We start from the raw sequence: 14,679 nt of genomic DNA on the forward strand, positions 1-14,679 counted from the left end.
GCAGCCCGGGAACACGCCCCGGGCACGCCCGCCCCCGAGGGCGCGGGTGTGTGCGAACCGGCGGCGTCCGTCAGCGGTCCCGCCCGCACGCGTAGGCGAGCGGCGAGATCAACTCCTCGGCGTCCGGCAGCCACCGGTTCGCCGGAGTCGGCCGCCGGGCCCACTGCACCGCGCCGCGGGAGCCGTAGCGCGTCGGCGGGGCGGTCACGTAGGAGCCCTCGCCCAGCGCGACCAGGTCCAGGGAGGAGAGCGCCCAGCCGATCTTGCGCACCAGCTCACCCACCTTCGCCGTCGCGCCCGGCAGTACGAAGAAGAACATCCGCCGGTCCGGGGTGAGCGTCACCGGCCCCAGCGTCAGCTCCATCCGCTCCATACGGGCCAGCGCGAGGAACCCGGCCGTCTCCGGCACGGAGAGCGCGTCGAACGTGCGCCCGGTCGGCAGCAGGATCGACGCCGCCGGCTGCTTCTGCCACATCCGGCGGGCGACGGTCGCGCTGCCCGTCGCCTGCGTCGCCCAGTCGGCGCGGGCCGGGTGCGCCCCGGGTGCGGCACACCCGGCGTCGTCGCAGGAGCAGCGCTGCACCCCGTCGACGGCTTCCAGCCAGGTGCCGGGGAACACGTCCCAGTGGCGCTCCTCTGCGTAGCGAACGGCGGTCTCCAGCAGCGATTCCCCGCGCTGCTTCGGAATCTGTGCGGCTTCGGTGCCCGGGATCGTCTCTTCCACGTGGAACACAACTCCCGCACCCACCTGGAGTTACGGCTGCGACCGCGCGCGGGGGAGGAGCATCGATTCCGCGTCCGGGGCGCATGGGTGCACAGGTGGGGGCGCGCGGAGGGATTGACGGCGCGAGCGGGTAGCCATGCGGGGGGCACGGTTGTGCTGTTACCCCAGCAATCCTCAACATGCCGCGCATGACGTGCATTTTCGACAAGTCGGCGGGGCATTGATCTTCACGGCCGGATTCTCCACGCCGGAACGTGAGGGGTTCGGTCGCGGAAGACTCGTCAACCCGGTGCGTGGGCAGGCACCGCAGCCACAGGGGGTTATGCCATGGCCGCAAGGCCTCTCGTCGCGCGGCAGCCGAACGAACGGCTGCAGGCGCTCATCCAGGAAGCCGGTTGCTCGAACGCGGGGCTGGCCCGCCGGGTCAACATGTGCGGTGCCGAGCACGGCCTCGACCTGCGGTACGACAAGACCTCCGTGGCGCGCTGGCTGCGCGGGCAGCAACCGCGGGGACGCGCTCCGGCGATCATCGCCGAGGCGCTGGGCCGCAAGCTGGGCCGAACGGTCACGATCGACGAGATCGGCATGGCCAACGGCAAGAACCTCGCCTCGGGCGTCGGCCTGCAGTTCTCGCCGACGGTCCTGGGCGCCATCGAGCAGGTCTGCGAGCTGTGGCGCAGCGACGTCGGGCGCCGCGACTTCCTGTCCGGCTCGTCCGTCGCCGCCTCCGCGCTCGTCGAACCGAGCCGCGACTGGCTCATCTCCTCGCCGGACGGCCAGGTGGCGCGCGCGGCGGGCCCGCGGGTGGGCCAGGCCGACGTGGCCGCCGTGAAGGCCATGACGCGCGCGCTGGTCGATCTGGACCACCAGTACGGCAGCGGGCACGTGCGGCCGGTGGTCGTGCACTATCTCAACAGCGTCGTCTCCGGTCTGCTGGCCGGGTCCTACCGCGAGGGTGTGGGCCGCGAACTGTTCGCCGCGGTCGCCCGGTTGACCGAACTCGCCGGATACATGGCCGTCGACACCGGGCAACCGGGTCTCGCCCAGCGCTACTACATCCAGTCGCTGCGGCTCGCGCAGGCGGCCGGCGACCGCGGTTACGGCGGCTACGTCCTCGCCGCCTCCATGAGCCACCTGGCCGCACAGCTCGGAAACCCGCGGGAGATCGCGCAGTTGGCGCGTGCCGCGCAGGAAGGGGCGCGCGGGCGCGTCACACCGCGCGCGGAGGCGATGTTCCACGCCGCGGAAGCCCGGGGCCACGCCCTTCTCGGCGACGTGCGCTCCGCCCACGCCGCGGCCGGGCGCGCGGTGGACGCCATGGAGGCCGTCGACCCGGCCTCCGGCGACGATCCGGCGTGGATCGCCCACTTCGACGAGGCCTATCTGGCCGATGAGTTGGCGCACTGCCATCGCGACCTCGGGCAGGCCGACTCCGCGGCCCGCTGCGCGGAGCAGTCCCTGGCCGGGCACCCCGAGTCCCGCGCCCGCCGGCGGGCCATCGGCTACGTCCTGCTCGCCACGGCGCAGGCCCAGCAGCGGGAGATCGAACAGGCCTGCAGCACCGGCCTGAAGGCCGTGGAACTCCTCGAAACCCTCCGCTCCAACCGGGGAGCCGAGTATCTGGAGGACTTCCAGCAGAGGTTGGAGCCCTTCCGCGACGAGCCGGTGGTGCGGGAGTTCGGCGCGCGACTGGACCTTCGCGCGGCCGCATGACGGTGCGGGACACGGTGGGTTGACGAAGCGGCACCGGCCGTCCACAGGCGCGTGTTACCGCGGTCACAGGGAAGGAGGCGGTGTTCTGAGCTGCGTAGCACCCGGCTCAGGGGACCCGGTAGCGTGACCCGACGATCCCGAAGGTCCCCCATTCGTAGGAGTCCCGGTGACGCAGAGTGGACAGGGCGAGGAGCCCTCGGCGCAGCGGCCCGCGCGCGAAGGCGTCGTGCTGCCCTCCGACGGCGGTGCGCCCCTGCTGCCGGACCCGCACGGGGGCGGGCAGCAGGCCCCTCACCCCGCCGGCCCACAGCCCGATCCGTACGGTGGCCAGGGCGGTGCCCCCGGCACCGCTCCGTCGGGCGGCCAGGCCTGGGGCAGCCCGTGGGGACCCGGTCAGCACCAGCAGCCGCAGGCCGACCAGCAGCACCACCAGCACCAGCAGCCGCAGGCCGACCAGGGGTGGCAGCAGCCCGCCCAGTCCTGGTCCGCCACCCCGGCGCCGTCCGGCGCCGGCCCGCTGCCCCCCGAGGTCGGACACCCCCCTGCGTACGGCGGCCCGGACGGGCCGCAGGCACCGGGGTACGGGTACCCGGGTGCACCGCAGGCGTCGGCCGGGCCGTCCCCGGCGTACGGCTACCCGCCCGCATACCCCGCGCACGGGGCCGGCGGCACCGCGGGCAACGGCTACGGGGCACCCGCCGGCGGCCCGAGCGCGCACCTGCCGGCGGCCGCCGGGGGAGCCACTCCGTATCCGCCGCACACCGACGTGCCGGCGCACCCGCCCGCGCCGGGAGCCGCCGAGGGGGCGACGCAGTTCCTTCCGCCGGTCGCGGCACCGTCCGCGCACGGTGCTCACCCCCCGCAGGGCGCGTACGGCGCGCCCGGGGCGCACGCTCCGCACACCGTCCCCGACGAGGCGGCCACCCGCTTCATACCTCCCGTCGGCCCTGGCGCCCTCCCGCCCGAGGCGGGTGCCGACCCGACGCGGACCCCCGGCCGGGCCGCACCGCCCGCGGCCGGTGCCGACGCGGAGGCGACGCAGTACATCGCGCCGGTCCCCGCGCAGCCGGACGCGCCGGCGCCGCCTTACGGCGGCATGCCGGGAGAGGCGGACCGGCAGCCGCCCGTCGAGTTCGACAACCTCTTCCGCAACGGACCCGGGGGCGACGGCCCGGCCGGCGCGACCCAGCAGATGCCCCGCGTCCGGCAGGAGGAGCCCGGGTACGCCGCGCAGCCCGCGTTCATCCCGTCGCGTCCCGGGAGGGACGACGACGGGGGCGACGAGCGGCGCCGAGGCGGCGGCACCGGTTCGCGGTGGCCCCTGATCGCGGCGATCGGCGTCGGGATCGCCGTGCTCGGCGTCGGCGCCGGCGCGATGCTCGGCAGCTCCGGCGGTGACGACGGCAAGGGGGACGGCAGTGCGAACGTCGCCGCCAGTGCGTCCGCGACCACCGGCGCCCCCTCGCCCGCCGCCGATCCGGCCGAGCAGCAGGCGGTCGCGCTGGACAAGCTGCTCGCGGACAGCGGCAGCAGCCGGGCCGCCGTGATCAAGGCGGTGGCCGATGTGAAGGACTGCCGCAACCTCGGCCAGGCCGCCGCCGACCTGCGTGCCGCGGCCGAGCAGCGCACCGACCTGGTGACCAGGCTCGGCGCGCTCCAGGTCGGCAGGCTGCCCGAGCACGCCGCGCTGACCGGTGCCCTCACCAACGGGTGGAAGGCGTCCGCGTCGGCCGACAACCACTACGCCGCGTGGGCCGACGAGGTCGCCGGCGACCAGGGCAAGCTGTGCAAGAAGGGCCATGCCCGCTCCACGGGGCAGACGCAGGCGGGCAACCGCGCCAGCGGCACCGCCAGCACGCAGAAGAAGACGGCCTCCGAGCTGTGGAACGTGATCGCGGGGAAGTACGGGCTGACCCAGCGTCAGGCGACCCAGCTGTGAACCCCCGCGGCCGGCGGATGGGGCCGGCCGCACACCCGGTGGGGTGACCGGCGGGGCCCGCCGGGAGGCCGCGGCGACCCCGTGCGGCAGCGCGGGGGGCGGAGCCGCGCCCCGGCCACCCCGCGCCCCGGCTCGCCCGGCGGCGTGCCGGGCGCCGCGGGGCGGGTGGGATCCCCGAAGCGCGCGGCGCCCCCCCTAGTTCAGGTCGGCGTCGAGCAGGGTCCGGGTGACGTCCACGAAGCCCTTCTCGGCCGCCACCAGCCGGCCCTTCCGTACCACCTGGAGCGTCACGTTGGCGTTGACCAGGCGGGGGAAGCCGACCGAGGCGAGCTTGGCCGCGAACTCCCAGTGCAGTGGCGGGGTGAGGCCGCCCGTGTCGACCGTGACGTCCTTGTCGAGGGTCTGGCGGACGCTGACGGCCGTCACCTCCCGGTCGCCCAGCCGGTCCACCGCCCGCTTGAAGACGCTGTAGGCGATGAACGTCGTCTGCACGCCGGCGTCGGCGGGGTCGATGCGGTTGTCGAGGAACGCCTGCTCCTTGATCACCTTCTTCATCCCGTCCCAGCGCGGATCGCTCGCGACGGGGTACCAGCCGGTGATGTACGCCCCCTCGTAGGGGCCCGACTTGCCGCCGGAGGCGTCGATCACGGTCTGGTCGACGCTGCCGAGCACGGTGGCGGCCCGCACGTCCGGGTAGCCCTTGCGGACGCGCCGGAAGGAGTCCATGAACGTGCTGGTGCGGTCGCCGAGCGCCGGCACCACACAGCCCTCCTTGCCGGACTCGGTGCCGGCCTGCTCCAGGGCCTTCTTCGACTGGGCCGAGTACTCGGTGGCGTCCTCGGCGGCCCGCTGGTCGCCGGCCACGGCGTGCCGGCCGGCCTTCAGGCCCGAGTCGAGCAGCGGGGGCAGCTCGTCCCCCGCGATGGAGTCGGGGCGCACCAGGGTCACCGGCCCGCAGCCGGTGGCCAGCTTGCGGCCGAGACCGGCCAGGAGCGCGGGCTGGCCGCCGTTGACGGGGTAGGACAGCGGGCTGGTGAACTCGGCGGTGGTGACGCCGTATCCGCCTATGTAGGGGATGCCGGCACCCTCCAGGGGAGGGAAGAAGGAGTCCGCGTACTGGCTGTAGGAGCCGACGACGGCGACGACATGTTCCCGGACCGCGCGGCGCGCGCACTTCGCGGCGCCGACACTGTCGTTGTGCTCGTCGCAGACCAGGACCTTGAGCTTGTGGCCGTTCATGCCGCCGTGTGCGTTGATCCACCGCTCGTACGCCTGGGCGAAAGCGGGCATTCCGGGCTTGCTGCCGACTTCGGAGTCCATCGGTGCCCACGTCATGACCTTGATCGGATCGTCCCCGGAGCCCCCCGTGGCGCCGGGGACGATCCCGCATCCGGCGATGAAGGGGGTGAGGGCCAGTGCCGCTCCCGCGGCTCTGGCGACGGCTCTGGTGACGGGGCGGGTCGAAGGGGGGAGGGACGTGCTGCGCGTGCATCGCCTGCCGGTCATGTCCCTGCACGATTCCGGCACATCCCTAACCCGGGAGTGACCCATGGTCAACGGATGGTGACGTGGAGGTGAATTGCGGGGGCCGTGGAGCGCCGCGGGTCGCGGATCGTACGATCGACGACTGTGCAAGCTCCGGAGAACTCTTCCCGTCGCGGCCGTCGCTCCTCCACCATGGGCGGCATGCCTGTGAACGACATGCCATGGTGGCGCTGGCGCAGCAATGTGCGCTCGGCGCTGCACATGCTCTCCGACCCGGCGTTCCAGAGGGACGTCTGGCTGGCCGGTGTGGAAGGGTACGGTGACGTGACCGACGCCGTGTACCGGCTGGTCGAGGACACGTGGCTGGACCACTGGTCCGCCGAGAAGTACGTCGGCACGATCTTCCGCGACTCGCAGGAGGCGGCGCTCGTCGACACCGCGGTGCTCCGCGTCCTGCGGATCGTGCACCAGGTCGGCCCGGACGCGCCGGTCACCGCCTACCTCGAACACCCGGCCTGGCCGGAGGCGGTCCGGGCGGCGCGTGACGCCCACATACGCCTCTCCGCCGGCGACGGGGAGGACCCGGACTCGCCGCCGAGCAGCCTCGACGTGCTGCGGATCCTGACCGGGTCCGCGTAACGGACGGCGCTCCCCGGGCGCCGCGGGGCATGAGACCCTGTGCTGCATGAACGAGCAGTCCCTCCGGGCCGCGGCACCGGCCGAACAGTACGTCCTGACGCTCTCCTGCCCCGACAAGCAGGGCATCGTGCACGCCGTGTCGAGCTACCTGTTCATGACCGGTTGCAACATCGAGGACAGTCAGCAGTTCGGCGACCACGACACGGGGCTGTTCTTCATGCGCGTCCACTTCTCGGCCGAGGCGCCGGTGTCCGTCGACAAGCTGCGGGCCAGCTTCGCGGCGATCGGTGACTCCTTCCACATGGAGTGGCAGATCCACCGGGCCGACGAGAAGATGCGCATCGTGCTGATGGTCAGCAGGTTCGGCCACTGCCTGAACGACCTGCTCTTCCGGGCTCGTATCGGCGCGCTGCCGGTGGAGATCGCGGCTGTGGTGTCCAACCACACCGACTTCGCCGAGCTCGTGGCCTCTTATGACATTCCCTTCCACCACATCCCGGTGACGAGGGACAACAAGCCCGAGGCCGAGGCGCGGCTGCTGGAGATCGTCCGCGAGAGGAACGTCGAACTGGTCGTCCTCGCCCGCTACATGCAGGTCCTCTCCGACGACCTGTGCAAGCAGCTCTCGGGGCGGATCATCAACATCCACCACTCCTTCCTGCCGAGCTTCAAGGGCGCCAAGCCCTACCACCAGGCGCACACGCGCGGTGTGAAGCTCATCGGCGCGACCGCCCACTACGTGACGGCCGACCTGGACGAGGGGCCGATCATCGAGCAGGAGGTCGAGCGGGTCGGCCACGACGTGACCCCCGACCAGCTCGTGGCGGTCGGCCGCGACGTGGAGTGCCAGGCGCTGGCGCGGGCCGTGAAGTGGCACGCCGAGCGGAGGATCCTGCTCAACGGGCGCCGCACGGTCGTCTTCGCCTGACGGGCGCCGCCCGGGACACCCCCTAGAGCCGGCTCAAGGACGCCGCGGCGAAGAGCACGTCCCTGATCGCGTCGCGGTCGCCGGCCTGCCCGGCCGCCGCTTCGGCCGGCGGCACGTGGCCCGCTGCCACGCGGCAGAACTCGACGCCGTCCAGGGCGACATGGGCGACCTCGCGTTCCGCGGAGCCGACCGCGGCCGGGGAGTCAAGCGGGACGAGCCACTCGCCGCCGCCCAGGCCCTCGATCTCCAGCCGCAGGCTGCGGCCCGGATCACCTGCCGTGACCAGGTGCCGGCCCGGGTAGGGGGAGGCGCGCCCGGCCCGCCGGCGGGCCGCGAGCACCGCCGGCAGCATCCGGGCGGCCAGATCGATCATGTGGTGCAGATGGCGGGGCGCGGGCGGCTCGTAGGGATAGTCCACGGCCTCCGCGATGTCCTCCGCGTGCACCCAGCACTCGAAGGCGCGGTCCAGCATCGCGTCCCGCATGGGTAGTTCCACGTCGCCGTAGGAGACGCCCACCGTCCCGGCACCGCTGCCCGTGAACCCCGCCGCCCGCACGATGGCGTGGCTCTGCTCCCGCCACGGCCCGCGTACCGTGCGCGTGGGCGGGACCTGCGCGACGCGCCAGAAGGCCTCCGTACGCTCGGTCGGGGTGCGGGCCCCTGCGGCGGCGCCGTCCAGGGGATCGTCCAGCCCGAGTGCCGAGGCGACCAGCCCGTCGACCGCCAGCAGATGCGCGATGACCCCGGCGACGGTCGTGCCGCGGCTGGTCGCCGCGTCGCCGTCGAACCAGCGCAGGCGCACCGGCGCGTGCCACTCGCCGTCCCCGAAGTCCTGGAGCAACGCGTCCAGGCGCGCGGTCTCCGCGTCGTACGCCGTCGCCCAGCCCGGCACCGGGATGCGCGGCGGACGCCGGTTCAGGCAGCCCTCCAGGACGCGGGTGCGCAGCGCGGGATCGAGGTCGAGGCTCTCGGAGCGCTGGAGCAGACCGACGGCCTCGCGCAGGCGCCGGGCCTCGTCCGCGCAGACGCCGCAGGTGCCGAGGTGCTCCTCCACGGCCGCGGTCTCCTCGGCGGAGCAGGCGGCCAGCGCCCACGCCCCCAGCAGCGACTTCAGCACGCCGTGCGCCAGCTGCGGCGGTCCGGCGGCGGCCGGTGCCGGCAGCGGCCGCCCGCTGTCCTCGACGGAGACCCGGGGCATCGGTATGCGCGGCTCCGGTCTTGGGGGTGGGACGGCGGTGCCGTGGCTCCCGGGGTTCCCGGCGTCCGGGCCGCTCGTGCCGGCGGTGCCGTACTCCTCGTGCGGTGTCGGCCGTTCCCGCGGGCCGTGTTCCCCGGGCTGCTCGCGCCCGTCGCGCCGCTCGTCGTCCTCGTAGCGGTCCGCCTCGCTCACACCGCACCCCCGTACTCCGGCGGGGCGCCGGGCGCCGCGGTGTCGTGGGCGGTGGACAGCAGTTGCAGGCCCAGGCGGAGGCGGCGGCGGGCCTCGTCCTCGGTGACGCCCAGGTCGACCGCGGTCTGGCGGTAGTCGCGGCGCTGGAAGTAGGCCAGTTCCAGGGCCGCGCGCAGCGGGGCGGGCATGGACTGGACGATGTAGTCGGCGCGGGCGGCCACGGCGGCGTGGCGGACGTTGCGCTCCAGGTCCTCGGGGGAGCCGTGGTCGCCCCGGGCGAGCGCGGCGGTCTCGGTGGCGCGCAGGCGCTGCACGGCGAGCCGGTGGGCCAGCGCGGCGACCCAGGTGCGCAGTGGGCCCTTCTTGGGGTCGTAGGCGTCGGGGTGCTCCCAGACGTGGGCGAAGACCTCGCGCGTGACGCTGTCGGCGGCGCGCTCGTCGTCCAGGACGCGGTGGGCGAGGCTGTGCACGAGTGAGGCGAACCGGTCGTACAGCTCGCCCAGGGCGGCGGCCTCGCCGCGGGCGAGCCGCTGCTGCATCCTGCGGTCCCAGCGCTGCGGTGTGTCCTTCCTCACCACGCGGCCTCCTCCCCGTGCCCGTAGCCCCGGTCCAGCGTGTGCCTGCCGTCTCCTCGAATGTAGTCGGCACGTCCGACAGCGCACGCCCCTTTGTGTCAATGTGCGCCCCCTGCCGTTCCGGAGGTGGTAAGGGACGCATCCGGAGTTTTCGCCCCGGCCGGTCGCCTACCCCCTCGCCTTCCGATCAGAGTCGATCGAACAGGATCGGGGGTGACTGAAACAAGCCCCTTGTTGATCGATCGCCGTTTTGCATCCCGGGTTTCAGGGAACGGCCGGTGGGCAGCCGCGCTGCAAGGAAGCGTAGGGGCTGCCTCCGCTTGATGAGCGAAGGACGTGGTGGTGACGTTCAAGGTGACCGACGGCGAGCGGGGCGCATGGGCCGTGCTCCACGTGTCGGGAGAACTGGACCTGCTGACGTCCCCGGTGCTGCGGCAGCGGGTGCACGATGCCGTCGCGGACGGCCGGCACCGTCTCGTCCTGGATCTCTCCGGGGTGCACTTCTGCGACTCCAGCGGCGTCGGCGTCCTCATCGCCGCCCGCCGTCTGCTGCGTTCCTGCCGGGGCGTGCTGCGGCTGGTGCTGCCGGACGGGGGATCGGTCGAGGGCTCCCACGTCAACCGGGTCTTCGGGGCCCTCGGTGTGCGCCGGCTGTTCGACGTGCACGCCGAACTCGCCGACGCGGTCACCGAGGAGGTCCCGCCCCTGTCGGCGTGAGGCCCGGTCTGCGTGTTGCACTGCCACAGCGCTGTCCCGGAACGTCCCCGTTCCCGGCACAGGTGCTCTCCTCGCGTTCCGGGTCCGGCCGCCGTCGCCCTACGCTCGCAGTCGTACGCACCCCCACGACGTGACGTAAGGCGGCCCGAGAAGACATGGTCAGCAGCGAGTACGAACGCAGGATCGCCGCCCGGTTCGCCACCTTCGACCAGAACGGCAACGGCTGGATCGATCGCGAGGACTTCAGCTCCGCGGCCAGGGCACTGCTCGCCGAGTTCGGCGTGACCGCCCGCTCCGACCGGGGGCAGGCCCTGTACACGGGAGCCGAGGCGTTCTGGCAGGGCATGGCGGGCATGGCGGACCGGGACGGTGACCAGCGCATCACCCGCGAGGAGTTCGTCACCGGCGCGGTCAAGCGGCTGCGGGACAACCCGGAGCGCTTCGCCGGCATCGCCCGCCCGTTCGTGCACGCCGCCCTCGCCCTCGCCGGCTCCGACGGTCACGGCCCCCAAGCGGCCGGCGTCGACGGTGTCGCGCGCGTGCTGAGGATCCTCGGTGTCCAGGAGGGCGTGGCGCGCGCGGCCGCGGCCTCCCTCGACACCGACGGCGACGGCGCGGTGGAGGAGGAGCAGGTCGTCACCGCCTTCGCCCGCTACTTCACGGTGCCCGAGTGACCTCATGGCCCGACGGTGCCGCCCTGTCCGCAGGGCGCGGCCGGTGACGGCCCCGCGGGCGCAGGCCGGGGCGGGCGCCCAGGCGTGGCACCGGAGGGTGACTCGCGTACATGTCGCGGAATGTGGCATAGCGATGTCACGGAGCGTCACATGATGTCGATACCGGGTTGTGTCCTTCACGTGACTCGTCACCAACCGGAGTCGGTGGCACCCTCCGGTACCTTGTGTGGGATGCGAGTGGTTCCCGGTACGAGCCATGCCGGTGTCGCCTGTTCGACTCCCCGCAGTGAGCGTCGCACAGTATGCCGCACGGGTACTCCTTCGCGCTGGAATATGCCCGAAGCGCTTGTTGGGGTGACTGTACGTCAATCAAGCTGTCCTGCAAGGGTTTCACGTTCCGTGACCCGGGCTCCGGCCGTTGTCCTGGTCATGCAGAAAATGGCTACGATCGTGGCCCTCGTCGTCGTGGTGCTCGCGTGGCGCGCGTCCATGTGTCCGCCGGTTCGGATGGTGTGAGCGGTGCAGGTGCTACAGGTGCAGCTGGAGGTCCGGCCCGACCCCACGGAAGTGGGCCGGGCCCGGAGGTGGGCCCGCTCGCGGATCGCCGGGTCGGGCATAGGGGCCGACGACCCGCTCGCCGAGACGCTGATCCTCCTCGTCTCCGAACTTGTCACCAACGCCGTGGTGCACACCGGTCGTCCGGCCGTGCTGCGGCTGTCCCTGCCCGGGGTGGCGGCCGAGTCGGCCCCCGTGCGCGTGGAGGTCGCCGACGGCAGTGGTCGCGCGCCGGTGCCCCGGTGCGTGGACGGCGACGCGACCGGCGGCCGGGGCCTGGCCCTGGTGGACGGCCTGGCCGACCGGTGGGGCTGGAGCCCCGAGGGGACGGGCAAGCGCGTCTGGTGTGAACTCGACCGGTGTACCGCTCAGCAGGAGCTCGGGAAGGGCTGCGGAGCCTCCGTTTCGCCCTACGGCGACCTGGCGTACGAAGCGGTGTGAGCCCACCGGGCGGGTGACCGTCCCCGCGCCCGGATCGGGGCACGGTGGCAGACGGCGACGACGCGGCGGTGCCGGTGCCCGGTGTGCGCCCGCACCGTGCTTCCGTGCGCGCCTGTGACAAATCGGACGTAAGTCATGAACCTCCTTTCGGCTGTTGACGTGACGTGTCCGTTTGATCACGCTTGTGGGCAGCGATTCGCCGCGAGGGGACGACGAGGGTTCCGGTGACGGGAGCCCTCGGCGAGTGTGGGTCGCGGACGGCGTCCGTTCCCTCCAGGGGCGCTCGGGGCGGAGGGAAGTCGGGGCGGGTACGCCGGAGTCGGCCGGCGGCGTGCGTGTCGCGCTCGGGGCGGAGCGGTGCGCCGTCGGCCCGACTGTTCGGGGGACGTTCGCGAGGGGTGCCCGCATTGTGCACCCCCGGTGGATCGGTCGGGCGGCGCGGGCGGCGGGAGAGCCGCGCCGGGACGTCTCTCCACAGGCTGTGGACAACTCTTCGCGGCACGTCAGCCGGTGGCTCAGGCGGCGTCGCGGGCGCGGAAGGTGCGCCGGTAGACCGTCGGCGTCACCCCGACCGCCGCCTGCAGGTGCTGCCGCATCGACTGCGCCGTGCCGAAACCGGCGTCCCGGGCCACCTGATCGACGGACAGGCCGGTGGACTCCAGCAGGTGCCGGGCCCGTTCGACGCGCTGCCGGGTGAGCCACCGGCCGGGGCTGACACCGGTTTCCTCTCGGAAGCGGCGGGTGAAGGTGCGGACGGACATGGACTCCCGCCCCGCCATGTCGCGCAGCTGGATCGGCTCGTGGAGCCGGCCGAGCGCCCACGCGCGCGCGTGCGCCGTGGTCGTCTGCTGCGGGTCGGGTACCGGCCGGTTGACGTACTGCGCCTGCCCGCCGTCGCGGTGCGGCGGTACGACCGTGGCGCGGGCGACGTCGTTGGCGACGGCCGTGCCGTGGTCGCGGCGCAGGATGTGCAGGCACAGGTCGATGCCGGCCGCCACGCCCGCCGAGGTCAGCACGTCGCCGTCGTCGACGAACAGCACGTCCGGGTCCACCTCGACCTTCGGGAACAGCCGCCTGAAGTGGGCGGCGTTGGCCCAGTGGGTGGTGGCCGGGCGGCCGTCGAGGAGTCCGGCCGCGGCCAGGACGTAGGAGCCGGTGCAGATCGAGGCGAGACGGGTGCCGGGCCGGATCAGGGCGAGTGCGGCGGCGAGGTCGCCGGTCAGCACGCCCTCCTCGTGGACAGGACCGAGTTCGTGGGACGCCGGGACGATCACCGTGTCGGCGGTGGCGAGCGCCTCGGGGCCGTGCGGGGCGTGCACGGTGAAGTCGGCGTCGGTCCGCACCGGCCCGGGCGGCCTGACCGAGCAGGTCAGGACCTCGTACAGGCGTCGCCCCCCGGCGTCCCGCGGCCGGCCGAAGATCCGGTGGGGAATGCCCAGTTCGAACGGGAGCAGTCCGTCGAGGGCGAGGACGGCGACACGGTGCGGGCGGTACTCCTCGGCTGCGTCCATGGCCCGATCCTAGTGAATACTGTCCTCCGGGCCACTCGATCGTGGGAGCCGCACACCGGAGGCTCCGGGTGTGACGCAGACGACCGAACCCGCACCCCTGCCCGTGGAGTCCTTCCACCGCCCCGCCCGCATCCACCGGGCGTGGTTCGTCGCCGCCGTGACGTTCGTCACGATCATCGGCGCGGCCGCCTTCCGTTCCCTGCCGGGACTGCTGATCGATCCGTTGCACCTGGAGTACGGCTGGTCGCGCGGCACGATCGGGGCCGCCGTCTCCGTCAACCTCGCTCTCTACGGCCTCACCGCCCCGTTCGCGGCCGCGCTGATGGACCGGTTCGGGATCCGGCGGGTGGTCGCCGTGGCCCTGACGGTGATCGCGCTCGGCTCGGGGCTGACGGTGTGGATGACCTCGGCCTGGCAACTGCTGCTGTGCTGGGGCGTGCTGGTGGGCCTGGGATCCGGTTCGATGGCCCTGGCCTTCGCGGCGACCGTCACCAACCGCTGGTTCACCGAGCGCCGGGGCCTGGTCAGCGGCATACTGACCGCCGCCTCGGCGTCCGGCCAGCTGATCTTCCTGCCGCTGCTGTCGTGGATGGTGGAGGAGTACGACTGGCGTCCGGCGGCCGTCACCGTGGCGCTCGCCGCCCTCGCCGTGGTGCCGTTCGTCTGGCTGCTGCTGCGCGACCATCCCGCGGACGTGGGTCTGAGGCCGTACGGAGCCCCCGCGTTCGTGCCCGGGCCGGAGCCGGTGCGGGGTGCCGCGCGCCGTGCGGTGACCGTGCTGCTGTCGGCCGCGCGCACCGGCCCCTTCTGGTTGCTGGCCGGCACGTTCGCGATCTGCGGCGCCTCCACCAACGGCCTGGTCCAAACCCACTTCGTGCCCGCGGCCCACGACCACGGCATGCCCGTCACGGCCGCTGCCTCGCTCCTGGCCGTGGTCGGGGTGTTCGACGTGGCCGGCACGGTCGCCTCCGGCTGGTTCACCGACCGCTTCGAGCCGCGCCGCCTGCTGGCCGTGTACTACGCGCTGCGCGGCGTCGCGCTGCTGTTCCTGCCGATGCTGCTCGCCCCGGCCGTCCACCCGCCGATGGTCTTCTTCATCGTCTTCTACGGCCTCGACTGGGTCGCCACGGTCCCGCCCACGCTGGCCCTGTGCCGCGCGCACTACGGCGAGGACAGCGCGATCGTCTTCGGCTGGGTGCTCGCCTCGCACCAGGTGGGCGCGGCGGCGGTGGCCTGGCTCGGCGGCGTCGCCCGGGACGCCCTCGGTTCCTACGACGTCGTCTGGTACGCGTCCGGCGCGCTGTGCGCCGCCGCCGCGCTGATGGCGCTGGTGATCCGGCGCGGGCCGGCGGCCACGGCCCGCGCGGTGGCGTGAGGTCCGCGGACCG

The 14,679-nt window shown here is 73.5% G+C and carries 13 protein-coding genes; 8 read left to right on the top strand and 5 right to left on the bottom strand.

Translation table 11 applies throughout. From position 1 onward, the window contains the following. Nucleotides 1–70: 70 nt before the first annotated feature. Complete coding sequence (locus I3F54_RS02410; protein WP_240116864.1) at nucleotides 71–733, bottom strand: bifunctional DNA primase/polymerase; 663 nt, start codon at nucleotides 731–733, stop codon at nucleotides 71–73. Between the two features lie 318 nt (nucleotides 734–1,051). Here I3F54_RS02410 and I3F54_RS02415 point away from each other — a divergent pair, with 318 nt between their 5' ends. Both I3F54_RS02415 and I3F54_RS02420 read left to right on the top strand, forming a co-directional pair. Further along, nucleotides 1,052–2,437: a transcriptional regulator gene (locus I3F54_RS02415; protein ID WP_240116865.1), complete on the top strand. Its 1,386-nt coding sequence runs from the start codon at nucleotides 1,052–1,054 to the stop codon at nucleotides 2,435–2,437. Nucleotides 2,438–2,603: 166 nt separating this feature from the next. Next, complete coding sequence (locus I3F54_RS02420) at nucleotides 2,604–4,376, top strand: hypothetical protein (protein WP_240116866.1); 1,773 nt, start codon at nucleotides 2,604–2,606, stop codon at nucleotides 4,374–4,376. A gap of 195 nt (nucleotides 4,377–4,571) precedes the next feature. Here I3F54_RS02420 and I3F54_RS02425 read toward each other — a convergent pair whose 3' ends face one another. Next, on the bottom strand, nucleotides 4,572–5,882 hold the full coding sequence (locus tag I3F54_RS02425; protein WP_240116867.1) for an ABC transporter substrate-binding protein: 1,311 nt from the start codon (nucleotides 5,880–5,882) through the stop codon (nucleotides 4,572–4,574). Nucleotides 5,883–6,053: 171 nt separating this feature from the next. On the opposite strand from I3F54_RS02425, the gene I3F54_RS02430 reads away from it, so the two are divergent. Beyond that, nucleotides 6,054–6,500 carry a hypothetical protein gene (locus I3F54_RS02430; RefSeq protein WP_240117056.1) on the top strand — a complete coding sequence of 149 codons (447 nt, stop codon included), beginning with the start codon at nucleotides 6,054–6,056 and terminating at the stop codon, nucleotides 6,498–6,500. Nucleotides 6,501–6,546: 46 nt separating this feature from the next. Beyond that, nucleotides 6,547–7,428 (top strand): formyltetrahydrofolate deformylase, encoded by an 882-nt coding sequence (gene purU, locus I3F54_RS02435; protein WP_240116868.1) that lies wholly within the window; start codon nucleotides 6,547–6,549, stop codon nucleotides 7,426–7,428. A 22-nt stretch (nucleotides 7,429–7,450) separates the two neighbouring features. Here the strand turns inward: purU and I3F54_RS02440 are convergent, their stop codons facing one another. Together I3F54_RS02440 and I3F54_RS02445 are read right to left on the bottom strand one after the other, a co-directional pair. Next, the gene (locus I3F54_RS02440) at nucleotides 7,451–8,818 is read right to left on the bottom strand and encodes a zf-HC2 domain-containing protein (protein WP_240116869.1); all 1,368 of its coding nucleotides are present in this window, start codon (nucleotides 8,816–8,818) and stop codon (nucleotides 7,451–7,453) included. After that, the gene (locus I3F54_RS02445) at nucleotides 8,815–9,396 is read right to left on the bottom strand and encodes a sigma-70 family RNA polymerase sigma factor (RefSeq protein WP_240116870.1); all 582 of its coding nucleotides are present in this window, start codon (nucleotides 9,394–9,396) and stop codon (nucleotides 8,815–8,817) included. The genes I3F54_RS02440 and I3F54_RS02445 overlap by 4 nt, the downstream gene beginning before the upstream one ends. Nucleotides 9,397–9,729: 333 nt before the next feature. Between I3F54_RS02445 and I3F54_RS02450 the strand changes: the two genes are divergently transcribed. The 3 genes from I3F54_RS02450 to I3F54_RS02460 all read left to right on the top strand — a co-directional run bounded on the left by I3F54_RS02450 (nucleotide 9,730) and on the right by I3F54_RS02460 (nucleotide 11,780). Continuing rightward, nucleotides 9,730–10,110 carry an STAS domain-containing protein gene (locus I3F54_RS02450; RefSeq protein WP_240116871.1) on the top strand — a complete coding sequence of 127 codons (381 nt, stop codon included), beginning with the start codon at nucleotides 9,730–9,732 and terminating at the stop codon, nucleotides 10,108–10,110. Nucleotides 10,111–10,265: 155 nt separating this feature from the next. Next, nucleotides 10,266–10,784 (top strand): EF-hand domain-containing protein, encoded by a 519-nt coding sequence (locus tag I3F54_RS02455; RefSeq protein ID WP_240116872.1) that lies wholly within the window; start codon nucleotides 10,266–10,268, stop codon nucleotides 10,782–10,784. Between the two features lie 534 nt (nucleotides 10,785–11,318). Continuing rightward, on the top strand, nucleotides 11,319–11,780 hold the full coding sequence (locus tag I3F54_RS02460) for an ATP-binding protein (RefSeq protein ID WP_240117057.1): 462 nt from the start codon (nucleotides 11,319–11,321) through the stop codon (nucleotides 11,778–11,780). Nucleotides 11,781–12,295: 515 nt separating this feature from the next. On the opposite strand, the gene I3F54_RS02465 is transcribed toward I3F54_RS02460, so the two are convergent. Continuing rightward, a complete protein-coding gene (locus I3F54_RS02465) occupies nucleotides 12,296–13,291 on the bottom strand; it encodes a GlxA family transcriptional regulator (protein WP_240116873.1) in 996 nt (331 codons plus the stop codon). Between the two features lie 70 nt (nucleotides 13,292–13,361). Between I3F54_RS02465 and I3F54_RS02470 the strand changes: the two genes are divergently transcribed. Beyond that, entirely contained in the window at nucleotides 13,362–14,666 is a 1,305-nt protein-coding gene (locus I3F54_RS02470; RefSeq protein ID WP_240116874.1) for an MFS transporter, read from the top strand. The last annotated feature ends 13 nt before the right edge of the window (nucleotides 14,667–14,679 follow it).

It is taken from the genome of Streptomyces sp. MUM 2J, assembly GCF_022414535.1.
Classification (GTDB): domain Bacteria; phylum Actinomycetota; class Actinomycetes; order Streptomycetales; family Streptomycetaceae; genus Streptomyces.